This window comes from Streptomyces sp. DT190, assembly GCF_049846985.1.
GTDB lineage: Bacteria > Actinomycetota > Actinomycetes > Streptomycetales > Streptomycetaceae > Streptomyces.
In genome coordinates, this window is sequence record NZ_JBNCNM010000014.1 from 109,015 (window position 1) to 130,981 (window position 21,967).

Here is a 21,967-nt window from a genome sequence, read left to right on the forward strand (position 1 = left end):
GGGAGTCAGGCGGCGGCCAGGCCCTTGAGGAAGACGCGGGCCGTCTCCGTCACGCGGCGGCCCAGCTGCTCGGCGGTGGCGATGTCGGCCTTGTGCACGGCCTCCGGGCCCTCGTCGGCGTTGGTCTGGGCGGCCGCGCCCGCGAAGACGCCGAGCCGGTTCAGGTCGTGCTCGGAGGCGGTGCTGCTGTTCCAGCCCGGGAGCAGCCCGAGGTTGACCCAGTGCATGCCGAGCTGGGCGGCGAGGATCTGGAAGTACTGCAGGGTGTGCAGCTTGTCGCCGCTCTTGGAGGCGGAGTTGGTGAAGCCCGCGGCCAGCTTGTCCTTCCAGGCCTGGGTGGCCCAGCGCTTCGAGGTGGCCTCCGCGAAGACGTGGAAGGCGCCGGACGCGGTGCCCATGTAGGTCGGCGACCCGAACACGATGGCGTCCGAGCGGTCGAGGATCGCCCACTGCTCTTCGGTGATCTCGTCGACGCTGATCAGATGCACCTCGGCACCGGCTTCGACGGCACCGGCACGGACGGCCTCGGCGATGACGGCGGTGTGGCCGTAGCCGGAGTGGTAGGCGAGGGAGACGACAGGGGTGGTCACGTGAGTACTCCTGAAAGAGGCAGGTCGCTGACGATGACCAAAGGAAAGCACTAACTTATAGTTAGTGCAACCTGTTGGTTAGCGCTGTGCTGGCGTAGGCTGTGCGCATGACCACCATCCAGGAGCCCGCGGAGGGGCTGGACGACCTCCCCTACAACGTGTTCGCCAAGGCCTGTCCCTCGCGCGGCACGCTCGAACACGTCACGGGCCGCTGGGGCGGACTGACCCTGGGGGCCCTGCACGAGGGCCCGCTGCGCTTCAACGAACTGCGCCGCCGCGTCGACGGCGTGAGCGAGAAGATGCTGTCCCAGACGCTGCACGCCCTGGAGCGCGACGGCCTGGTGCACCGCGAGGCGCAGCCCACCAATCCGCCCCGGGTGGACTACGAGCTGACGCCCCTCGGACGCGGGGTCGCCGAGCGGCTGCTGAGCCTCATCCACTTCGTGGAGGGGCGGATGGACGAGGTGCTCGCGGCGCGCGAGCGTTACGACGCCGCGCGCGGCGCCCGCTGACACTTCGGGCAGAAGTAGCTCGACCGGTTCATCCAGGCCCGCCGGCGCATCGGTGTGCCGCAGCGCCGGCAGGGCAGGCCCTCACGGCCGTACGCGTCCAGGGACCGGTCGAAGTATCCCGACTCGCCGTTGACGTTGACGTAGAGGCTGTCGAAGCTGGTGCCGCCCACGGCGAGGGCCGCGTTCATCACGTCCCGCACGTGGCCGAGCAGCAGCAGGGTGCGCGGGCGGGTGAAGGTCCAGGTCGGGCGCTCGTAGTGGATGCGGGAGCGCCACAGGGCCTCGTCCGCGTAGATGTTGCCGACGCCGCTGATGAGGGACTGGTCGAGCAGGGCCCGTTTGATCGTGGAGCGCTTGCGGCGCAGCGCCTGGTGGAAGGCCTCGTCGTCGAAGAGCGGGTCGAGCGGGTCGCGCGCGATGTGCGCGATGACGTCGGGCAGGCCCTGCGGGGTGTTCTCGTGCAGCGACAGGCCACCGAAGGTGCGCTGGTCGACGAAGCGGAGTTCGGTGTCCAGGGCGTCGGTGAAGCGGACGCGGATGCGCAGGTGCTTCTCGTCGGGCGCGGTGTGCGGCTGGACCAGCAGCTGCCCGCTCATGCCGAGGTGGGCCAGGATCGACTGGTCCGTGTCCTCCAGGGGCAGCCAGAGGTACTTGCCGCGGCGGCTCGGGACGCCGATGCGGTGGCCCTTGAGGCGGTGCGCGAAGTCGTCGGCGCCCGCGAGGTGGCGGCGCACCGCGCGCGGGTGCAGCACCTCGGCCTCGGCGACCGTCCGGTGGGCGACCCACCGCTCCAGGCCGCGCCGTACGACCTCGACCTCGGGCAACTCGGGCATGGGGACCCCCCGTCACGTACCTGCGGACGACCCGAGCGCCCGCCCCGGGCAGGGGCGGGCGCTCGGGTGCGCTGTGCTGTGGCCGGACGCCCGGTGCGGGCGCGGCCGGCTTCCTCAGCCGTCGACGGTGCTGCCGTCGACGGCCGTGTGAGCGGCCTGCACGGCTGCCGTCTGCGCCGCCTCGGCGGCCTTGGCCGCCTCGGCGCGCTCGTCCGCGGCGGCCCGGATGGACCGCCAGGCGGACTCGGCGGCCTGCTGCTCCGCCTCCTTCTTGCTGCGGCCGGTGCCGGTGCCGTACGAGACGCCTCCGACGCGGGCGGCAGCAGTGAAGGTCTTCTCGTGGTCGGGGCCGGTCTCCGTGACCAGGTACTCGGGGACGCCGAGCCCCTCGGTCGCGGTGAGCTCCTGGAGACTGGTCTTCCAGTCCAGGCCGGCTCCGAGGTTGGAGGACTTCTCGATCAGGGGGTCGAACAGGCGGTGCACCAGCTCCGCCGCCGAGTCCAGCCCCTGGTCGAGGTAGACCGCGCCGATCACCGCTTCCAGGGTGTCGGCGAGGATGGACGCCTTGTCCCGCCCGCCCGTGCCCTCTTCACCGCGGCCGAGCCGGATGAAGGAGCCCAGGTCGAGCCCGCGGCCCACCTCGGCGAGCGCACGCGAGTTCACCACCGCGGCCCGCAGCTTGGCCAACTGGCCTTCTGGCAGGTCGGGGTGGGTGCGGTACAGCGTGTCCGTGACCACGAGGCCGAGGACGGAGTCCCCGAGGAACTCCAGGCGCTCGTTGGTCGGCAGACCGCCGTTCTCGTATGCGTACGACCGGTGGGTCAGTGCGCGCACCAGAAGGGCGGACTCGACCTTGTAGCCGAGCCGCCCTTCCAGAAGCGTGTGGGACGAGGCCTGGTTGTCCGCCGGGCTCCCGCTCACGCGGGAGGACTTGTTCTTAGGCGTGGACACAGTGCCTCTCACCAGCCGCTCAGACCTCGAGGACCTGGCGCTTGTTGTAGGTGCCGCACGACGGGCACGCGATGTGCTGCAGCTTGGGCTCGTGGCAGCGCTCACACGCAACCAGGGTGGGGACCGCAGCCTTCCACTGCGACCGGCGGTGGCGCGTGTTGCTGCGCGACATCTTCCGCTTCGGAACAGCCACGGCTACTTCTCCTGCTTCTCGTCGGCGCGTGCTGACTGAGGCGCGCCGCCGCTCATCTCGTCCTTCTCGCCGTCCGACATGGTGCCGGCGAGTCCCTGCAATGCCGCCCAACGAATGTCGACGGCCTCATGGTGGTGGTCCGGGTCGTCCGCCAGCCGCGCGCCGCACTCGGCACACAGACCAGGGCAGTCTTCCCGGCACACCGGCTGCATCGGCAGTGCGAGCACCACCGCATCACGCAGCACGGGCTCGAGGTCGAACAGGCCGTCCTCGAGAAAGAGCCTGTCCTCGTCGTCCTCGGCGTCGTCGCCCGGTTCCGCGATCACGCGGCCCCGGTCGTCGGCGTCAGGGTACGAGAACATCTCCTGGAAGTCCGCTTCGAGCTCCTGCTCCAGCGGCTCCAGACACCTTACGCACTCCCCCTCGGCCGTGGCACGGGCGGTGCCTGTGACGAGCACCCCTTCCATGACCGACTCCAGACGGAGTTCGAGCTCCACCGGGGCGCCTTCCGGCACTCCGATGACTCCCTTGATACCGAGGTCCTGGGGAGCGTCGACCCTGCGGGTCAGGCGCTGCAGCGCACCAGGACGCCGTCCCAGCTCGTGCGTGTCGAACACGAGGGGGTTGCGGTGGTCGAGGCGGGCGTTCAGAGCCATTCCTGCTTTCGATCTTCGAGCTCAGAGGGACGCTGACCGGCGGTGTTCCCGGGCAGCAGTGATCGCGGACGTATGCGCGACCGAAGAGCCAGGATACTGGACCTTTCGCTGTCGGCCCAATCCGGTGCTCAGCCCTGGCCGCGGCCCTGCTCGTAGGCCCGCAACTGCTCGGCGCTGATCATGCTGGTGTCGAAGAGGCTGGTCTCGTCCAGGGCGTATCCCTGCTGCCCCTGCTGGCTCTGGTGTCCCTGCTGCGGCTGCGGCGAGCCCTGGTTCGGGTCGTAGGCGGCCTGCTGCGGGTCGTAGCCCTGGTAGGCGTAGGGATCGGCCTGCGGGTAGCCGTAGGCGTCCTGCTGGGGCGCGTAGCCCTGCTGGGGGTAGCCGCCGTAGGGGTCGGGCTGCTGCTGGTAGCCGTACGCCGGCTGGGGCTGTGCGTAGTCCTGCTGCTGGGCGGGGCGCTCGGCGGCCGCGGGCGGCTGCTCGGTGAGGGCGGCCAGGTCGGCGAGGTAGTCCGCGTCGCTGGAGTGCTGCACGGTGCTGGTGTCGTCGGCGAGAGCGCCGAGATCGTCGGTGGCGATCCGGCCGTGCAACTTCTGCCGGCCGCGTCCGACGGCCTCCAGGGTCTTGGCGAGGACCGCCTCGAAGGCGCCGAGCTTGGCGTCGACGTACTCGTCGGCGGTACGGCGCTGGGTCTCGGGGTCGTGGCTGCGCTCGGGGGCGTCCTCGTCCTGGTAGCCCTGTTCGTCGGTGCCGGGGCCGGTGCCGAGGAGCTTCTCGCGGCCGCGGCCGACGGAGCCGAGGGTCTTGGTGAGGACGACCTCGAAGTTGGCGAGCTTGGAGTCGACGTACTCGTCGGCCTCGGCCCGGACCTCCTCGGCCTCCTTGCGCGCCTCGGCGAGGATCCGGTCGGCCTCGGCCTGGGAGCGGCGGGCCACCTCGGTGTCGGAGATCAGCGAACCGCGCTCGGCGTGCGCGCTCTCGATGATCCGCTGGGCCTCCTGGCGGGCCTGCTCGACCATCTGCTCGCGGCCGCCGATCAGCTCCTGGGCCTGGGCGAGGGAGTCGGGCAGCGCCGCGCGCACCTCTTCCAGCATCGCGAGCAGCTCGGCGCGGTTGACCACGCACGAGGCCGACATGGGCATGGACCGGGCGCCGGAGATCGCGGTGACGATCTCGTCGAGCTTCTTCTGCACGTCCACCGTGTGCTCGCCACTCTCTACAGATGCGTTGGAGACGGACGGGACGACTGTACGGCCACGGGGTACCCGGCGGACACCGGGTGACGGGTGGTCAGGTCCGGCGGGTTCGTCCGGGGCGGGCTCAGTCCTTGCGCAGCCGCTCGTCGAGCGCCTGGAGCACCTCGGCGGGCACCAGGTGGGAGACGTCGCCGCCCCAGGTCGCGACCTCCTTGACCAGGGAGGACGACAGGAAGCTGTAGGTGGGGTTGGTGGGGATGAAGAGGGTCTCCACGCCCGAGAGGCCGTTGTTCATCTGGGCCATCTGCAGCTCGTAGTCGAAGTCGCTGACCGCGCGCAGGCCCTTGACGATGGCGGGGATGTCGCGCTGCTTGCAGAAGTCGACGAGCAGGCCGTGGAAGGCCTCCACACGGACGTTGCCGTACTCGGCGGTGACCCGGCGGATCAGGTCGATCCGCTCCTCGATCTCGAACAGGCCCTTCTTGGCCTGGTTGATCATCACCGCGACGTAGACCTCGTCGTACAGCCTGGAGGCGCGGGAGATGATGTCGAGGTGTCCGTTGGTGATCGGGTCGAACGACCCGGGACAGACGGCACGGCGCACTTGTGATCCCTCGCTCTCCGGTCCGGTCATCGTGCGTCTTCGCACGTAGAGGCGGCGCGACCGTACCAAAACGTTCCCTCGCCGTAGCGACGGGCCCGGAGGGGTTCGAAACCCTCGGGCCACCGGAATTCACCGCCTCTGGTGCTGCGCTCCACGGTGACGAGGGCTTCGGCGGCGAGCCAGCCCTCCGAGCCGAGTGTGAGGAGGATCTCCCGAAGATCGTCGTCCGTGACGGCGTACGGAGGGTCGAGGAAGACCAGGTCGTACGGGTCGCCGGGGGGTGCGGTACGGATGATCTGCTCCGCTTTGCCCGCTCTGACCTCGGCGCCGGGCAGGCCGAGGTTCTTCACGTTCTCGCGGACGACGCGGGCGGCTCTGGCGTCGGCCTCGACCAGGAGCGTGTGGCCCGCGCCCCGGGACAGGGCCTCCAGGCCGACCGCGCCGGAGCCCGCGTAGAGGTCGAGGACGCGTTCGCCGTCCAGCGGGCCGCCGAGGAGGGACTGCCAGGTGGAGAAGAGGCCTTCGCGTGCGCGGTCGGAGGTGGGGCGGGTGCCGGTGCCTGGAGGTACGGCCAGGCGACGTCCGCCGGCTGTGCCGGCGATCACGCGGGTCATCTTCGGTCCTTGTCGTGGGCGGCTTTCCGTATCAGTGTGGCTGGTCGCGCCCGCGCGGCGGTAGCCGCATATGAGGTACAGCCCCGCGCCTCTGGGGCGGGCGCCCTCACTCATCCCTTCTCCAGGTACTGCTCCCTCTCCTCGTCCAGGAGGGCGTTCAGAGCCGTCCGGAGAGCGGGGAGGTGGGTCAGCTCCGGGTCCTCGGCCACGACGGCCGTCGCCTCTTCCCTGGCCTCCGCGATGATCTCCTCGTCCTCGATGACGGCGAGCATCCTGAGGCTGGTGCGGGCGCCGGACTGGGCCTGGCCGAGGACGTCGCCCTCGCGGCGCTGTTCGAGGTCGATGCGCGAGAGCTCGAAGCCGTCGAGGGTGGAGGCCACGGCGTTCAGTCGCTGGCGGGCGGCGCTCGCCTCGGGCATCTCGGTGACCAGCAGGCACAGTCCGGGCGCCGAGCCGCGGCCCACGCGGCCGCGCAGCTGGTGGAGCTGGGAGACGCCGAAGCGGTCGGCGTCCATGATCACCATCGCGGTGGCGTTCGGGACGTTCACACCGACCTCGATGACCGTGGTGGCGACCAGGACGTCGGTGTCACCTGCGGCGAAGCGGCGCATGACGGCGTCCTTGTCGTCCGGGTGCATCCGGCCGTGCAGGACCTCGACGCGCAGGCCCTTCAGGGGGCCCCTGGCGAGCTGGTCGGCCACGTCCAGGACGGCCAGGGGCGGGCGCTTCTCGGCGTCCTCCGGGCTCTGCTGGGCCTGAGCGGGCTTCTTGGCGCCCGCCTTCCCGGGGTCGTCCTCCTCGTCGCCGATGCGCGGGCAGACGACGTACGCCTGGTGGCCGTTGGACACCTCCTCGCGCACCCGCTCCCAGGCGCGGGACAGGAAGTGGGGCTTGTCGGCGGCCGGGACGACATGGCTGGCGATCGGGGAACGGCCCGCCGGGAGCTGGTCGAGGACGGAGGTCTCCAGGTCGCCGAAGACCGTCATGGCGACCGTGCGCGGGATGGGGGTGGCCGTCATGACGAGCAGATGCGGGGGCTGCTTGCCCTTGCCGCGCAGGGCGTCGCGCTGCTCGACGCCGAAGCGGTGCTGTTCGTCGACGACGACCAGGCCCAGGTCGTGGAACTGCACCTTGTCCTCGATCAGCGCGTGCGTGCCGATGACGATGCCGGCCTCGCCGGTGGCCAGGTCGAGCAGGGCCTGGCGGCGGGCGGCCGTGCCCATGGAGCCGGTGAGCAGCACGACCTTGGTGCCCTGCTCGGCCCCGCCCAGCATGCCGCCCTCGGCCAGCTCGCCCATCATCTCGACGACCGAGCGGTGGTGCTGCTGCGCGAGCACCTCGGTGGGCGCGAGCATCGCGGCCTGCCCGCCGGAGTCGACGACGGCGAGCATGGCGCGCAGGGCGACCATCGTCTTGCCCGAGCCGACCTCGCCCTGCAGCAGCCGGTGCATCGGGTGGTCCGTGGCCAGGTCGGCGAAGATCTCGCGGGTGACGCGCTGCTGGCCTTCGGTGAGGGTGAAGGGGAGGCGGGCGTCGAAGGCCGTGAGCAGGCCGTCCGGTGCGGGGCGGCGGGGGACGGCGGGGAGTTGGGCGTCCGCGCGGCGGCGGCGGGCGAGGGCGACCTGGAGCACGAAGGCCTCGTCCCACTTGAGGCGGGAGCGGGCGTCCTCGATGTCCGCCTTGGTGTGCGGGCGGTGGATCTTGAGCAGGGCCTCGGAGAGCGGGAGCAGGCCGCGGCCCCGGCGCAGGCTCTCCGGGAGCGGGTCGACCGCCTCCTGGGCCGTGGGCAGGACCGTCTGGAGCGCCTTGCCGATCTTCCAGGACTCCAGCTTGGCGGTGGCCGGGTAGAGCGGGATCAGGGCGCCCGCCCAGCTCTCCACGGACGTGCCCGGCTCGTCGGGGTCCCCGCGCAGCAACTCGTAGGCGGGGTGGGCGAGTTGCAGACGGCGGTTGAAGACGGAGACCTTGCCCGCGAACATCGCTCGGGTGCCCGGCAGGAGCTCCTTGTGGGGCTTGTGGACGCCGTTGCCGAAGAAGACCAGCTGGAGGCGGCCGCTGCCGTCCGTGATGGTGACCTCCAGGCGCTGGCCCTTGCCGCGCGGGGCCTTGGCGGAGGCGAAGGTGTGCAGCCGGGCGTCGGCGACCTGGGCGACCACCGTGACGTGCTCGTCCATGGGGAGGTCGGCGAGGTGGGTGAGCTGGCCGCGCTCCTCGTATCTGCGCGGGTAGTGGTGGAGGAGGTCGCCGACGGTGTGCAGGCCGAGGTGCTCGGCCATCACCTTCGCGGTGGCGGGGCCGAGCACCGACTTCAGGGGCTGTTGCAGCGGTTCTTCCAGTGCGGGCACGAGATCCATTGCACACCACGCCACTGACAATGGCTCGAAGGCCTCGTCCCGATTGTCGTAAAGATCCCGGAAATCCCTGGTCAGGCGCTTCGCCGGGGCCATAGGATGACGCGCTCCCGGCCCTCTTTCGCGGTCACCGCCCCACCGGGACCGCCCGACCCCGCGCCGTCGCGAGTCCCCCACCGGCGCCGTGAAGATGGACTCCCAGACCTCACCGTCATCCCAGCCCTCCCCTTCGCCCCCGTCACCTCATACGTTCCAGGTCGACCTGCGCGGCCTGGTGGACCTGCTCTCCCACCACCTCTACTCCAGTCCGAAGGTGTACCTGCGGGAGCTGCTGCAGAACGCCGTGGACGCGATCACCGCCCGGCGTGCGACGGAACCCGGCGCTCCGGCCCGGGTCCGGCTGTCCGCCGAGGGCGGGGCGCTGCGCGTCGAGGACACCGGCGTGGGGCTCACCGAGGCGGACGTGCACAGCCTGCTCGCCACGATCGGCCGCAGTTCCAAACGGGCCGAGGAGCTCCAGGAGGCCCGGTCCGACTTCCTCGGGCAGTTCGGCATCGGCCTGCTGGCGTGTTTCGTCGTCGCCGAGCGGATCCGGGTGGTCAGCCGCAGCGCCCGGACACCGCAGGCGCCGCCGGTGGAGTGGACGGCGTCCGACGACGGTTCGTACACCGTGCGGACGCTGCCGGACGCCGAGCGGCCCGAACCGGGCACCACGGTGCACCTGGTGGCCCGGGCCGGCGCGGCGGAGTGGCTCACGCCCGAGCGGGTCGAGGCGCTGGCCAGGGACTTCGGGTCGCTGCTGCCGTACGACGTCCGGGTGGGCGACGAGGCGGTCACCGACCTGCCCGCGCCCTGGGACCGGCCGTATCCGGGCCCGGCCGCCCGGCGGATCGCCCTGGCCCGGCACTGCCAGGACCTGTTCGGGTTCGCGCCGCTGGACACGATCGACCTGTCCGTTCCGGTGGCGGGCATCCGCGGGGTGGCATACGTGCTGCCCGCGGCGGTGAACCCGGCCCGGCGCGCGGGCCATCGCGTGCACCTCAAGGGCATGCTGCTGACCGACCGGGCCGAACAGCTGCTGCCCGACTGGGCGTTCTTCGTGCGCTGCGTGCTCGACACGGACAGCCTGCGGCCGACGGCCTCGCGCGAGGCGCTGTACGAGGACGAGACCCTGGCGGCCGTTCGCGAGGCGCTGGGCGAGCGGATCCGCGCGTGGCTGACGGGTCTCGCGGCCGGTGATCCGCAACGGCTCGCCGCGTTCCTGGAGGTGCACCACCTGGGCGTGAAGTCCCTGGCCCGGCACGACCGGGAGATGCTGCGCACCATGCTGCCGTGGCTGCCCTTCGAGACGACCGACGGGCGGCTGTCGCTGGAGGAGTTCGCGCAGCGGCACCCGGTGGTGCACTTCACGCGGACGGTGGAGGAGTACCGGCAGGTCGCGCCGATCGCGTCGGCGCAGGGCGTCGGCGTGGTCAACGGCGGTTACACGTACGACAGCGAGCTGGTCCAGGCGCTGCCGTCGGTGCGGCCGGGGACGGTGGTCGCCGAGCTGGACGCCGAGACGGTGACCGCGCACCTGGACGCGGTCGACCCGGCCGAGGAGCTGGCCCTGTCCGGCTTCCTGGCCGCCGCGCGGGCCCGGCTCGACCCGCTCGGCTGCGACGTCGTGCTGCGGGCGTTCCATCCCCTGTCGGTGCCCGCGCTGCACCTCGACGACCGGGACGCCCGGCACGAACAGGCCCGGGCGGACGCCGAGGCGCAGGCCGACGACCTGTGGGCGGGCATCCTGGGTTCCCTGCGCGGCAGTGCCCCCCGCGCACGTCTGGTGCTCAACCAGCTGAACCCGCTCGTGCGGCGGATCGGCGCGCTGCCCGACCCGGAGCTCATCGGCACGGCCGTGGAGTCGCTGTACGGGCAGGCGCTGCTGATGGCGCAGCGGCCCCTGCGGCCGGCCGACTCGGCGTTGCTCAACCGCGCGTTCATCGGCCTGCTGGAGTGGGCCACGCACACCGAGGACGGGACGGCATGACCGAGATCACGGACCTCGACGCGCTGCGCCGGGCGATGGCGGAGAACGCCGAGCAGCCGGAGGGCCCGGCCCGCAACGCGCGCGCGGAGGAACTGCTCGCCGCGGCCGAGAAGCTGAACGTCCCGCTCGCCGTGGTCGAGGCGCTCGGGCACCAGGTGAAGGTCTACAACTACAGCTCCGAGAAGGGGAAGATGTTCGTCCCCTTCGCGCGTCTGCTGCGCATGTGGGACGAACGGCCCGAGGACTTCGACGCGTACGAGGCCCACGCGCTGCACTGGGTCTTCAAGTGGGTGTCGTCCGGCATGCTCGGCCAGCCGCACATCCCGCTCGCCTCGATCGAGGGCTGGCTGGGCGAGATGGAGCGCCGCTACCGGCTCGCCGGGTACTCCGAAGGGGCCGTGCGCAGCGCCGAACACAGCGTGGCCGCGCACATCGGGGACGTGGCCCGCGCGGAGCGGGCGTACGCCGCGTGGCTGGCCGCCGACCGGGACGCCATGTCCGACTGCCACGCGTGCGAGCTGCACGGCCAGGGCTGGTGGCAGGCCGAGCAGGGCCGGGACGCGGAGGCGCTGGAGCTGTGGCGTCCGGTGCTGGACGGCGCGTACACCTGCGCCCACGAGCCGCACACGACCCTGGCGTCCTCCCTGGTGCCGCTGCTGCGGCTGGGCCGCGTGGACGAGGCACGGGCCGGTCATCTGCGCGGGTTCCGGCTCGTGCGGTCCATGGAGAGCATGCGCGGCGCCTACGCGGAGCACGTGGAGTTCTGCGCGCTGACCGGTAACGAGGCGCGCGGGCTCGAACTGCTCGCGGAGCGGCCGGCGTACTTCACGGACGACGGGCAGCCGCAGAGCAGACTGGACTTCCTGAGCGTGGCGGCCCTGCTCATGGACCGCCTCACCGCGCTCGGCCTCGGCGACCGGCCGGTGCCGGGCCCGCCCGGCAATGAGTGGACCGCCCGGGAACTGGCCGCGCACGCGCGTGCGGACGCCCTCGCGCTGGCGGCCCGCTTCGACGAGCGCAACGGCACCTCCCACGTCGGCGACCGGACCCGGGCGCGGATGGCGCAGCAGCCGCTGGCCGAGCGGCTGCCCCTGGGGGTGCGCTCGGTCGGACCGGCCCCCGCGCCCGCTCCCCCACCGGTCACCGGCGCCGGCGCCGGGCAGCCGGAACTGCCCGCCCTGCTGGCCGAGGCACGGCGGTTGTCGGACCACCTGCAGCCACACGCCGTTGAGGCGTGGGCGGCCGTCGCCCGGGCCGCCGAGGGCGTCGAGCTGGACCCGCGCGACCGGGCCGAGATCGCCGACCACGAGGCGATGGGCCTCGGCCCGGCCGGGGCCGCGCTGTTCGAGCGGGCCGCCGGACTGTACGCGGAGGCCGGCGACCCGGGCGAGGCCCTGGCGGCACGCACGCGTGCGGCGTACGTGCGCGCTCTGGGCGGTGAGGTGGCGCAGGCGGTCGCGGCCGTGGCCGGGCCGTACGAGGAGGTCCTCGCGCTGTACGCCGAGGGCGGCACGGGGACGCGGCAGACGGCGGCCGTCCTCATGGGCCGGGCCCGGGTCCTGCTGCGCCGGGCGCACGCGGCGGAGGGGCCCGGTGCGCAGGCGGTTATCGAGGCGGCCGAGGCCGCCGTGCGCGAGCTCCTGACGTTCGTCGACGGGCGCAGCGGCGAGGACGTGCGGCTGGCCGCGCGGGCCGCCGAGGGGCAGGCGATGCTCGGCGAACTGGCGGGGCTGCGCGGGGACCTGGCGGCGGCCGTGGAGCTGTTCGCGCGGGGCGCGGCGGCGTTCGTCGCGGCGGGGCTGCCCTGGTACGCCGTGGAGTACGAGGCCCGGCTGGCGTCCCTCGCGCACCACCTGGGCGACATGGCCGAGGCGGAACGGGCGCTGCGGGCCGCCCTGGAACACGGTGGGGCGCACCTGGAGGCGCCCGGGCGGGCCCAGCTGCACCTCCAGCTCGCCGAGCTCCTCGGGGCCCGGGACGAGCCCGTGGAGGCCGCGCGGCACGCGCTGGAGGCCGCGCACCGGGCCGACGAGGCGGGTGAGAGCGCCACGCTGGGCGCCTGGGCTCGGCAGCAGCTCGGCGGTTTCCTGCTGCGCCAGGGCCGGTGGGCCGAGGCGGCGGAGGTGCTGGAGTCGGCGCTGCCCGACCTGACGGCCGCGACGCACGGCGACGGGGCGATCGTGCAGACGCAGTGGTGGCTCGGCGACTGCCTGAGCGAACTCGGCGAGCACCGCGCGGCGGCCGAACGGCGTCTGCAGGCCGCCGAGATCGCCCGCACCTGGCCCGAGCAGCACGACCACGCGACGCTGGCGCACCTGGCCGGGGAGTCGCTCGCGGAGGCCGGGCTGACCGCCGAGGCGGACCGTGCCTACACGCGCGCGGGAGAGCTCTGGCGCTCGCTCGGCGACGTCACCGGGCTGGTGCGCTCCCTGCGGGCCCGCGCCTGGCTGGCGGTGCGGGCGCCGGACGGGCTGGCGGAGGCCCGCGCGCTGATGGCGGACGCGGTCCGTGCGTGCGAGGCGGCGCGGGACACGGCGGCCGACGAGGAGTCCCGGCAGCGGTTCACCGCCGAACTGGGCCACACCCACCTGCAGTTCGGCAAGCTGCTGGCTCCACCCGTCTCCGAGGGCGGAGCCGTGGACCCGCCTCCCGCGTCGGACGAGGAGGCCCTGTCCCGGCTGCTGCGGTCGGCCGAGGTGTTCGCCTCCCTCGGGGACGCCGCCCTGCACGACCGCACCGACGCCGAACTCACCGCGGCATGGCTGGAGATCGAGAAGGGCCGGCTCCCCGACGCGGCGGCACGCGCGCGTGCGGTACTGGCGGCCTACGCCGGTGCCGGTCGGGCCGGCTCCGGCGGCGACGGAGCCGGGGACGGGGCTGATGACGGCGACGGGGAGGACGCGACGGCCCGGTCGCGGCGGTCGGAGGCCCAGCGGGTGCTCCGCCTGGCGACGCAGGAGTAGCAGGGCTGCCGCTGCCTACTCGACGCCGATGAGCAGCAGGGCCCCTTGCCGCCCGCCCCGGTAGACGACCGTGTCGACGGCGAGGTAGCCCTCGCGGACCCTGCCCTCCAGGTGCCCGGCGACGGTGTCGGGCACGTCGTCGCCGAGCACCAGCGTGACCATCTCGCCCCCGGCCGCGAGCATCCGGTCCAGGACGGCCTCGGCGGTGGCCGTGACGTCGGAGCCGATCACGGCCACGTCGCCGTCGATCAGGCCGAGGACGTCACCGGCCTGGCAGATGCCGGCCATCGTCCAGGACTGGGTCTCGGCGACGGTGACCTCGGCGTAGCGGGTGGCGCCGGCGGCCGAGGTCATCGACACGACGTCCTCGTCGAAGCGGCGCTCCGGCTCGTGCACGGCCAGCGCCGCGATGCCCTGGATCGCCGACCGGGTCGGGATGAGCGCGACGCGGACGCCCTCCGTGCGGACCTGCTCGGCGGCCGCCGCGGCGGTGTGGCGCAGCTCGGCGTCGTTCGGCAGCAGCACGACCTCGCGCGCGTGTGCCCGCCGTACGGCCTGTACGAGCTCGCCACTGGCGGGCGGCTCCCCGGGGCGTGCGAGCACGGTGGTCGCGCCGGCCTCGGCGTACAGCCCGGCCAGGCCCTCGCCGGGCACGACGGCGACGACGGCGCGCTGGGCGCGCTCCCGGGGCGCGCGCTCGGCACCGGTGGTGTGCACGTCCTGGGCGCCGAAGTGCGTGATCCGGATCCGGTGGGGGCGCCCGGCCTCGATGCCGGCCTCGACGGCGGCGCCGGCGTCGTCGACGTGGACGTGGACGTTCCACAGCCCGTCGCCGCCGACGACGACCAGGGAGTCCCCGAGGGCGTCGAGCCGCCGTCGCAGCCGCGCCACGGCGTCGTCCTCGGCCTCCAGGAGGTAGATCACCTCGAAGGCGGGCCCGTCCTGGTGGGGCGCGGCCACACCGTCGCCCGGGTCGGCGCAGGCCGTGACGGGTGCTCCGGACGCCGCCCCGCGTGCGGGCGACCCGTCGGCCGTGGAACCCGGCGGGTCCGGCACCCCCGGAGCGACCGGGCCGGATCCCGCACCGGGCGCCTCCCGGACCCGCTCCCCCGTCCCCGGCAGGGCGTGCGACGGGTGGGCGGCGGGCCTTCCGGACACCGCACCCGGCCGCGCCACGCGCGCGTGCGCCGCGACCGGCCCCCCGGGTCCCGGCGCGGACTCCCCGGCGCCCGGCCCGGACGCCCTCGCCTCCGGCACCCGCCCCGCGCCGACCACCGGACCGCGCGGCCGCTCCCCGGTGAACGTCTCCACCAGCGCCCCGAGGACCGCCACCAGTCCCCGCCCGCCCGCGTCGACCACCCCGGCCCGTTCCAGGACGGGCAGCTGGTCCGGGGTCGCGGCGAGGGCCTGGCGGGCTCCCTCGTAGGCGGCCCGGGCCACGCTCCCGCAGTCGCCGCCGGTGCCGCCCGCGGCGTCGGCGGCGGCCGAGGCGACCGTGAGGACGGTGCCCTCCACGGGGTGGGCCACGGCCTGGCGGGCGGAGTCGGCCGCGTGCCGCAGGGCGAGCCGCAGGCCCCGGCCGTCGGCGTGCGCGCTCGCGTCGTCGGCCAGCACCTGGGCCATGCCGCGCAGCAGCTGGGCGAGGATCGTCCCGGAGTTCCCGCGGGCGCCGATCAGCGCCCCGTGGGCCATCGCGCGGACCGCGTCGGACAGGGTCGGCCCCTGCGGGGCGCGGTCACCGGTGGCCGGGGCGCCCGCCGCGTGCCCGGCGAACACCGCCTCGACGGCCGCGACCGCGGATTCCACGGTCAGGTACAGGTTCGTGCCGGTGTCGCCGTCCGCCACCGGGTAGACGTTGATGGCGTCGATCTCCTCACGCGCCCGCCCCAGCGTCTCGAGCGCGAGACCGCACCAGGTGCGCACCGCGAGAGCATCGAAGAATGTCTGCGGCACCTGCGCCACCGCGCCTCCCTGAGCTGCTGGACGTGGCACGCAGCGTAGACCTTGGGGCGGTCTCCACCCGAAGAGGGCCGGGGGCGGTCCCCTGAGCTGCCGTGCTAGTTTTCTTGTACGGGTGCAGCCGTTGTATGCTGCTCCGGTTGCCCGATCCTGATCGGGCTTTCCCCCCTGGCAGCGCCACTCAGATCTCGCCGGCTCCTGGAGCCACAGGATCTCGATCCCGGCATGCCGGGATTAACCGTAAGTGCATCTGAAGTCTTTGGAGTGACCCGTGGCTGCCAACTGCGACGTCTGCGGCAAGGGGCCGGGCTTCGGCAACAACATCTCGCACTCGCACCGCCGTACGTCCCGCCGCTGGAACCCGAACATCCAGCGTGTGCGTACCGTGGTGGGCGGGACGCCGAAGCGCGTGAACGCTTGCACCTCGTGCATCAAGGCCGGCAAGGTCTCGCGCTGACGCTCAGCTAGCGCGCGGCCACTGCTGGTTCGCCGTAGAGCCGGTCCACCGTGGTGGACCGGCTCTTTGGCGTGCCCGGACGGGCGCACGCCGGGCAGGCCGGGGCCCGAGCGGTCAGGCCCCGCGCCGGAAGCGCCAGCCGTGGTCCACCGGGCCGATGCCCGCGCCGAGCGCGAAGCCGGCCGCGACGGCCCCGGTGACGTACGCCTTGGCCGCCGCCACCGCCTCCGGCACCGAGTCGCCCTTCGCCAGCTGCGCGGCGATCGCGGAGGCGAGGGTGCAGCCGGTGCCATGGGTGTGGCGGTTGTCATGCCGCGGCGCCCGCAGCCAGTGCTCCTCGGACCCGTCCGTGAGCAGGTCCACGGCGTCCCCCGCGAGATGCCCGCCCTTGATCAGCGCCCAGCGCGGCCCGTACCCGAGCACGGCCGCCGCGGCCCGCCGCATCTCCCCCTCCGACTCGACGCGTACGCCCGTCAGCTGGGCCACCTCGTCGAGGTTGGGCGTGGCGACCGTCGCCACCGGCAGCAGTTTCGTGCGCACGGAGTCCAGCGCGGAGGCGGCGAGCAGGGGGTCGCCGTGCTTGGAGACGCCGACCGGGTCGACCACCGCGGGGGCGTCCGTGCCGGTGATCAACTCGGCCACCGCCTCGACGAGTTCCGCCGAGGCGAGCATGCCGGTCTTGACCGCCTGGACGCCGATGTCGTCGACGACGCTGCGGTACTGGGCCCGCACGGCCTCCACGGGCAGTTCCCAGGCGCCCTGCACACCGAGTGAGTTCTGCGCGGTCACGGCGGTGATCACGCTCATGCCGTGCACCCCGAGCGCGAGCATGGTCTTCAGGTCGGCCTGGACGCCCGCGCCGCCGCCGGAGTCGGAGCCCGCCACCGTGAGGACGTTGGGGATCACGGCTCCACGTCCCCGAAGTGGTCCCAGCCGCCCTTGCTGGTCCACGGCGCCCCGTCGACCGTCACCTGGGGCAGCGCCGAGGGGTTGAGGACCTCGCCGATGACCTTCCAGCGGGCGGGCAGCTTCACGTCCGGCGGGAAGGTCGCCACGATCGCGTGGTCCTCTCCCCCGGTCAGCACCCACTGCATCGGGTCGACCCCGACGGCTTGCCCGATGTCGTTCATCTGGGACGGGATGTCGATCGCCTGGGAGCGGACGTCGATGCGCACCTTGCTGGCCTCGGCGATGTGCCCCAGGTCGGCGATCAGCCCGTCGCTCACGTCGCACATGGCGGTCGCCCCCAGCCCGGCGGCGGCCGGCCCGGCGTGGTACGGCGGCTCGGGGCGCCGGTGCGCCTCCACGAACGCCCGCGGCGAGCGGAACCCCCGCGACAGCACCGCGTACCCGGCCGCCGACCAGCCCAGCCAGCCCGTCACGGCGACGAGGTCGCCGGGCTGCGCGCCCGCGCGCGTCACCGGCTCCTGGTTGCGCAGATCGCCGAGCGCGGTGATCGACACCATGATCGAGTCGCCGCGCACCACGTCCCCGCCGACCACGGCGGCGCCCGCGACCTGGCATTCGTCGCGCAGGCCGTCCATCAGCTCGCTCGGCCACGTCACCGGCAGTTCGGCCGGGACGACCAGGCCGAGCAGCAGCGCGGTCGGTACGGCGCCCATGGCGGCGATGTCCGCGAGGTTCTGCGCGGCGGCCTTGCGGCCCACGTCGTAGGCGGTCGACCAGTCCCGGCGGAAGTGCCGGCCCTCCACCAGGATGTCCGTGCTCGCCACGACCCTGCGGTCGGGGGCGGCCACCACGGCGGCGTCGTCGCCGGGGCCGACCCGGACCGCCGGGGTGGTGGTCAGACGGGAGGTGAGCTCCCTGATGAGCCCGAACTCACCGAGCTCACCAACAGTGCCCTTCATTGCCCTTTCTCCCCTTCTGTCCCTGTCCGTGCCCGGTCGCGGGGCATCTCGGTCCTCGCTACGGTCGAAGTGACCGTCACGTTCTGACCGACCTGCACCCCGGCGCGCAAGACCCGGTGTCCGCAGGTCTCCCCGCGGCGAGCGGCAACGCGATACCGTGGCGTTCCTTTTCCCCACATGATCCTCGTGGCCGCCCTGGAGGTTCCGTGGTACAGGCGTACATCCTGATCCAGACGGAGGTCGGCAAGGCGTCGACCGTCGCCGAGACGATCAGCAAGATCCCTGGGGTCGTCCAGGCCGAGGACGTCACGGGGCCGTACGACGTGATCGTGCGGGCCCAGGCCGACACCGTCGACGACCTCGGTCGCATGGTGGTCGCCAAGGTCCAGCAGGTGGACGGCATCACCCGCACCCTGACCTGCCCGGTCGTCCATCTGTAGCCCCCGTCTACCCTGTGCCGGTGAACTCTTTCCGTCACCGGCACCGTCGTGTCTTCCGCGTTTTCCGCCTGCCCGCTGTCGCGCTGTTGATCACTGCCGCGGGCTGCTCCTCAGCAGACGACAGCGCGTCGGCGGCGGTTCCCAGTCCGGATGCCGGGGTCGCGAAACTGTGCCGGAACCTGGACAACGTACTGCCCGCGAAGGTGGCCGGTGAGCGTCGCGAGGACCCCGGGCCCGCATCGGCGTTGACGGCGGGCTGGGGCAGCCCGGCGATCATACTTCGCTGCGGTGTGCCGCAGCCGCCGAAGATGGTCGATCCGAAGGTGGCCGAAGGACGGGACGCGGACGCCGTCGCCGGCGGCGTGGACGGGGTGGACTGGCTGATGGAGAAGCAGGGCGACGGGCACCGGTTCACGACCGCCAACCGCAAGGCCTACGTCGAGGTCCAGGTGCCCCGGGGCGTGGACAGCTCGGGTGTCCTGATCGATCTGGCCCCGGCCGTGAAAAAGGCGATCCCCGAGGGGATCGCCTCCTAGTGGCCCGCGGGCCGGCCGCACGGCCGCGTCAGCGCAGGCCCGTCGAGCGGCCCAGCGCCGCCTGCACCAGCCGGTCGATCAGCTCCGGGTAGCTCACCCCGCTCGCCTGCCACATCTGCGGGTACATCGAGATGGGCGTGAAGCCGGGCATCGTGTTGATCTCGTTGATCACGAACTCGCCGTCCTCGGTGAGGAAGAAGTCCGCGCGGACCAGGCCCTCGCAGGAGGCCGCCTCGAAGGCGTCCACCGCAAGGCGCTGGACCTCGGCCGTCTCCTCGGGCGTGAGGGGCGCCGGCACGATCCCCGGCGTGGAGTCGATGTACTTGGCCTCGAAGTCGTAGTACGCGTGCGCCTCGGGCGGCGGGATCTCGGCGGGCACCGAGGCCCGGGGGCCGTCCTCGAACTCCAGGACGCCGCACTCGATCTCGCGGCCGCGCAGGGCCGCCTCCACCAGGATCTTCGGGTCGTGGCGCTGCGCCTCGGCGATCGCCTCGTCCAGGCCGGAGAGGTCGTCGACCTTGGTGATGCCGATCGACGAACCGGCGCGGGAGGGCTTCACGAACAGCGGCCAGCCGTGCTCGCCGGCGAAGTCGACGATCCGCCCGCGGGCCGCGGACTCGTCCATGGCCCACTCGCGCGGCCGGATCACCAGGTACGGGCCCACCTTCAGCCCGAAGGAGGTGAACACCCGCTTCATGTACTCCTTGTCCTGGCCGACGGCCGAGGCGAGCACACCGGAGCCCACGTACGGGACTCCGGAGAGCTCCAGCAGGCCCTGCAGGGTGCCGTCCTCGCCGTACGGGCCGTGCAGCACCGGGAAGACCACGTCGACCTCGCCGAGCGCCTTGGGCACGGATCCGGGCTCGCTGTAGACGACTTCGCGGTCGGCGGGGTCGACCGGGAGGATCACCGCGCCCTCGGCCGACTCGGCGAGCGCGTCGACACTCGGCGGGCGCCGGTCGACGATCGCCATCCGCTCCGGTTCGTCCGCCGTGAGCGCCCAGCGGCCGTCCTGGGTGATGCCGATCGGCAGGACGTCGTACTTGGTCCGGTCGATGGCCCTGAGGACGGCTCCGGCGGTGACCACGGAGATCCCGTGTTCGGAGCTGCGCCCGCCGAACACGACGGCCACACGCGGTTTGCGAGGCGGCTGCTCGGGGCTCTGGGGGAGGTTCTCGGTGCTCATATCGCGTTGAGAGTACCCGGTGGTAGGGCACCGAGACAGCGCCCGCCACCCCGCGTCGCTCAGCGTCGTTCGGGCTTCGCGCTGCGCGACATCAGCTCCTTGAGGGCGACCACCGGAGGCTTGCCCTCGTGCACGATGCCGACGACCGTCTCCGTGATCGGCATGTCGACGCCGTGCCTGCGGGCCAGATCCAGCACCGACTCGCAGGACTTGACGCCCTCGGCGGTCTGCCTGGTGACCGCGATGGTCTCCTGCAGCGTCATGCCCTTGCCGAGGTTGGTGCCGAAGGTGTGGTTGCGCGACAGCGGCGAGGAGCAGGTCGCCACCAGGTCGCCCAGGCCGGCGAGTCCGGAGAAGGTCAGCGGGTCGGCGCCGAGCGCCATGCCGAGCCGGGTGGTCTCCGCCAGGCCGCGCGTGATGAGCGAGCCCTTGGCGTTGTCGCCGAGCCCCATGCCGTCCGCGATGCCGACGGCGAGACCGATGACGTTCTTCACGGCTCCGCCGAGCTCGCAACCCACCACGTCCGTATTGGTGTACGGGCGGAAGTAGGGCGTGTGGCAGGCGGCCTGAAGGCGCTGGGCGACGGCCTCGTCGGTGCAGGCGACCACGGCCGCCGCCGGCATTCGTGCGGCGATCTCCCGGGCCAGGTTGGGCCCGGTGACCACGGCGATCCGGTCCGGGCCGACCTTGGCGACGTCGTCGATGACCTCGCTCATCCGCATCGCGGAGCCCAGTTCGACGCCCTTCATCAGCGACACCAGGACCGTGTCCGGGGCGAGCAGCGGACTCCACTCGGCGAGGTTGCCGCGCAGGGTCTGCGAGGGCACCGACAGGACCGTGAAGTCGGCGTCCGCGGCGGCTTCGGCGGGGTCCGTGGTGGCCCGCACGTGCTCCGGGAGCTCGACGCCCGGGAAGTAGTCGGGATTGGTCCGCGTGGAGTTGATCGCCTCCACGAGCTCCGGGCGGCGTCCCCAGAGGGTCACCTCGCACCCCGCGTCCGCGAGCACCATGCCGAAGGCCGTGCCCCACGAACCGGCGCTCAGAACCGCCGCCTTGACCGGCTTGCTCACGTACTCAGCCCCTCTTCCTGAGCCGACTGCGACGACTGCGCCGACCGCACCGGCCGTCCCGGCTCCTGCCCGCCCCGCTGCGCCTGCGTCCGCCGCCGCTGCTCGATCCGCTCCCGGCGCGGGTCGTAGGGCGTCTCGGGCGCCTTCTCCCCGCGGATCTGCTCCAGCTGGGCCGTGATGGCGGCCATGATGACCTCCGTGGCCTCCTTCAGCAGGTCCGCGGTCATCTCCCGGTCGTAGAACCGGGTGAGGTCCACCGGCGGTCCGGCGAGCACGCGGTGCGTCTTGCGCGGCAGCGGATGCGGCTTCTTCGCGTACGGCGGCAGCAGTTCGTTGCAGCCCCACTGCGCCACGGGGATCACCGGGCACTTGGTCTGCAGGGCGACCCGGGCGGCCCCGGTCTTGCCCGTCATGGGCCAGCCGTCCGGGTCGCGGGTGAGGGTGCCCTCGGGATAGAAGGCGACGCATTCCCCGCGGTTCACGGCGTCGATCGCGGCCCGGAAGGCGCTGAGCGCGTCCGTGCTCTCGCGATAGACGGGGATCTGTCCGGTGCCGCGCATCGCGGCGCCCACGAATCCCTTCTTGAAAAGCCCGCTCTTGGCGAGGAATCGCGGGACGCGCCCGGTGTTGTACTGAAAGTGCGCGTAAGCGAAGGGATCAATGTGCGAATTGTGGTTCACCGCGGTGATAAATCCACCCTCGGCCGGAATGTGCTCCATTCCACGCCAGTCCCGCCTGAGCAGTACCACCAGCGGCGGTTTGCAGATCACCGCGGCGAAGCGGTACCAGAAGCCGATTCTGCGGCGGGGCACGCGGACACCTTCCTCTAGGGCCTGAAGCGGCGGCCACGGGGGGCCGCACAAGTGTCGCCCCAGGCCGCCGGTCTGTCGAGAACACCGTACGCCCCGACCCGCCGGCCGCCGGAGGCCCCGGGTGACAATGACCGCGACAAGAGGAGG

General features: G+C 72.9%; 21 protein-coding genes. 6 read left to right on the top strand and 15 right to left on the bottom strand.

Features of this window, described 5'->3' with window-relative positions:
• Positions 1-5: 5 nt before the first annotated feature.
• Positions 6-590: a flavodoxin family protein gene (locus ACPXCS_RS23960; protein WP_425947754.1), complete on the bottom strand. Its 585-nt coding sequence runs from the start codon at positions 588-590 to the stop codon at positions 6-8.
• Positions 591-697: 107 nt separating this feature from the next.
• Here ACPXCS_RS23960 and ACPXCS_RS23965 point away from each other — a divergent pair, with 107 nt between their 5' ends.
• Positions 698-1,102: a winged helix-turn-helix transcriptional regulator gene (locus ACPXCS_RS23965; protein ID WP_425947752.1), complete on the top strand. Its 405-nt coding sequence runs from the start codon at positions 698-700 to the stop codon at positions 1,100-1,102.
• On the opposite strand, the gene mutM is transcribed toward ACPXCS_RS23965, so the two are convergent.
• The 8 genes from mutM to recG all read right to left on the bottom strand — a co-directional run bounded on the left by mutM (position 1,075) and on the right by recG (position 8,503).
• Entirely contained in the window at positions 1,075-1,935 is an 861-nt protein-coding gene (gene mutM, locus ACPXCS_RS23970) for a bifunctional DNA-formamidopyrimidine glycosylase/DNA-(apurinic or apyrimidinic site) lyase (protein ID WP_425947750.1), read from the bottom strand. The genes ACPXCS_RS23965 and mutM overlap by 28 nt on opposite strands.
• A 114-nt stretch (positions 1,936-2,049) precedes the next feature.
• The gene (gene rnc / locus ACPXCS_RS23975) at positions 2,050-2,886 is read right to left on the bottom strand and encodes a ribonuclease III (protein WP_425947918.1); all 837 of its coding nucleotides are present in this window, start codon (positions 2,884-2,886) and stop codon (positions 2,050-2,052) included.
• 19 nt (positions 2,887-2,905) lie between these two features.
• The gene (gene rpmF, locus ACPXCS_RS23980; RefSeq protein ID WP_007493396.1) at positions 2,906-3,079 is read right to left on the bottom strand and encodes a 50S ribosomal protein L32; all 174 of its coding nucleotides are present in this window, start codon (positions 3,077-3,079) and stop codon (positions 2,906-2,908) included.
• Positions 3,080-3,081: 2 nt separating this feature from the next.
• Positions 3,082-3,735, bottom strand: coding sequence for a YceD family protein (locus ACPXCS_RS23985; RefSeq protein WP_425947747.1), 654 nt, complete (start codon positions 3,733-3,735; stop codon positions 3,082-3,084).
• Positions 3,736-3,863: 128 nt separating this feature from the next.
• On the bottom strand, positions 3,864-4,934 hold the full coding sequence (locus tag ACPXCS_RS23990) for a cell division initiation protein (protein WP_425947745.1): 1,071 nt from the start codon (positions 4,932-4,934) through the stop codon (positions 3,864-3,866).
• A gap of 121 nt (positions 4,935-5,055) precedes the next feature.
• Complete coding sequence (coaD, locus tag ACPXCS_RS23995) at positions 5,056-5,535, bottom strand: pantetheine-phosphate adenylyltransferase (protein WP_345665250.1); 480 nt, start codon at positions 5,533-5,535, stop codon at positions 5,056-5,058.
• Positions 5,536-5,561: 26 nt separating this feature from the next.
• Positions 5,562-6,149, bottom strand: coding sequence for a 16S rRNA (guanine(966)-N(2))-methyltransferase RsmD (rsmD, locus tag ACPXCS_RS24000; RefSeq protein WP_425947744.1), 588 nt, complete (start codon positions 6,147-6,149; stop codon positions 5,562-5,564).
• Between the two features lie 110 nt (positions 6,150-6,259).
• Entirely contained in the window at positions 6,260-8,503 is a 2,244-nt protein-coding gene (recG, locus tag ACPXCS_RS24005) for an ATP-dependent DNA helicase RecG (RefSeq protein WP_425947742.1), read from the bottom strand.
• A gap of 187 nt (positions 8,504-8,690) precedes the next feature.
• On the opposite strand from recG, the gene ACPXCS_RS24010 reads away from it, so the two are divergent.
• Together ACPXCS_RS24010 and ACPXCS_RS24015 are read left to right on the top strand one after the other, a co-directional pair.
• Positions 8,691-10,529, top strand: coding sequence for an HSP90 family protein (locus ACPXCS_RS24010; protein WP_425947740.1), 1,839 nt, complete (start codon positions 8,691-8,693; stop codon positions 10,527-10,529).
• Positions 10,526-13,492, top strand: coding sequence for a tetratricopeptide repeat protein (locus ACPXCS_RS24015; protein ID WP_425947738.1), 2,967 nt, complete (start codon positions 10,526-10,528; stop codon positions 13,490-13,492). The genes ACPXCS_RS24010 and ACPXCS_RS24015 overlap by 4 nt, the downstream gene beginning before the upstream one ends.
• 15 nt (positions 13,493-13,507) lie before the next feature.
• On the opposite strand, the gene ACPXCS_RS24020 is transcribed toward ACPXCS_RS24015, so the two are convergent.
• The gene (locus tag ACPXCS_RS24020) at positions 13,508-15,454 is read right to left on the bottom strand and encodes a DAK2 domain-containing protein (RefSeq protein WP_425947736.1); all 1,947 of its coding nucleotides are present in this window, start codon (positions 15,452-15,454) and stop codon (positions 13,508-13,510) included.
• A gap of 268 nt (positions 15,455-15,722) precedes the next feature.
• Between ACPXCS_RS24020 and rpmB the strand changes: the two genes are divergently transcribed.
• Positions 15,723-15,908, top strand: a complete 186-nt coding sequence (rpmB, locus tag ACPXCS_RS24025) for a 50S ribosomal protein L28 (RefSeq protein ID WP_003993230.1) — start codon at positions 15,723-15,725, stop codon at positions 15,906-15,908.
• 114 nt (positions 15,909-16,022) lie between these two features.
• Here the strand turns inward: rpmB and thiD are convergent, their stop codons facing one another.
• Together thiD and ACPXCS_RS24035 are read right to left on the bottom strand one after the other, a co-directional pair.
• Positions 16,023-16,814 (bottom strand): bifunctional hydroxymethylpyrimidine kinase/phosphomethylpyrimidine kinase, encoded by a 792-nt coding sequence (thiD, locus tag ACPXCS_RS24030; protein ID WP_425947734.1) that lies wholly within the window; start codon positions 16,812-16,814, stop codon positions 16,023-16,025.
• Positions 16,811-17,776 carry a thiamine-phosphate kinase gene (locus tag ACPXCS_RS24035; RefSeq protein WP_425947733.1) on the bottom strand — a complete coding sequence of 322 codons (966 nt, stop codon included), beginning with the start codon at positions 17,774-17,776 and terminating at the stop codon, positions 16,811-16,813. Before ACPXCS_RS24035 ends, thiD begins: the two co-directional genes overlap by 4 nt.
• Before the next feature lie 206 nt (positions 17,777-17,982).
• Between ACPXCS_RS24035 and ACPXCS_RS24040 the strand changes: the two genes are divergently transcribed.
• Complete coding sequence (locus tag ACPXCS_RS24040) at positions 17,983-18,216, top strand: Lrp/AsnC family transcriptional regulator (protein ID WP_037677600.1); 234 nt, start codon at positions 17,983-17,985, stop codon at positions 18,214-18,216.
• Between the two features lie 20 nt (positions 18,217-18,236).
• Entirely contained in the window at positions 18,237-18,752 is a 516-nt protein-coding gene (locus tag ACPXCS_RS24045; RefSeq protein ID WP_425947916.1) for a DUF3515 domain-containing protein, read from the top strand.
• 28 nt (positions 18,753-18,780) lie between these two features.
• Here ACPXCS_RS24045 and ACPXCS_RS24050 read toward each other — a convergent pair whose 3' ends face one another.
• From ACPXCS_RS24050 to ACPXCS_RS24060, 3 genes are read right to left on the bottom strand one after another with little or no spacing between them, the layout of a single operon-like run.
• Positions 18,781-19,938 carry a D-alanine--D-alanine ligase family protein gene (locus ACPXCS_RS24050; RefSeq protein ID WP_425947731.1) on the bottom strand — a complete coding sequence of 386 codons (1,158 nt, stop codon included), beginning with the start codon at positions 19,936-19,938 and terminating at the stop codon, positions 18,781-18,783.
• A gap of 59 nt (positions 19,939-19,997) precedes the next feature.
• Complete coding sequence (locus ACPXCS_RS24055; RefSeq protein WP_425947730.1) at positions 19,998-21,008, bottom strand: NAD(P)H-dependent glycerol-3-phosphate dehydrogenase; 1,011 nt, start codon at positions 21,006-21,008, stop codon at positions 19,998-20,000.
• Positions 21,005-21,820, bottom strand: coding sequence for a lysophospholipid acyltransferase family protein (locus ACPXCS_RS24060; RefSeq protein ID WP_425947729.1), 816 nt, complete (start codon positions 21,818-21,820; stop codon positions 21,005-21,007). The genes ACPXCS_RS24055 and ACPXCS_RS24060 overlap by 4 nt, the downstream gene beginning before the upstream one ends.
• Between the last annotated feature and the right edge of the window lie 147 nt (positions 21,821-21,967).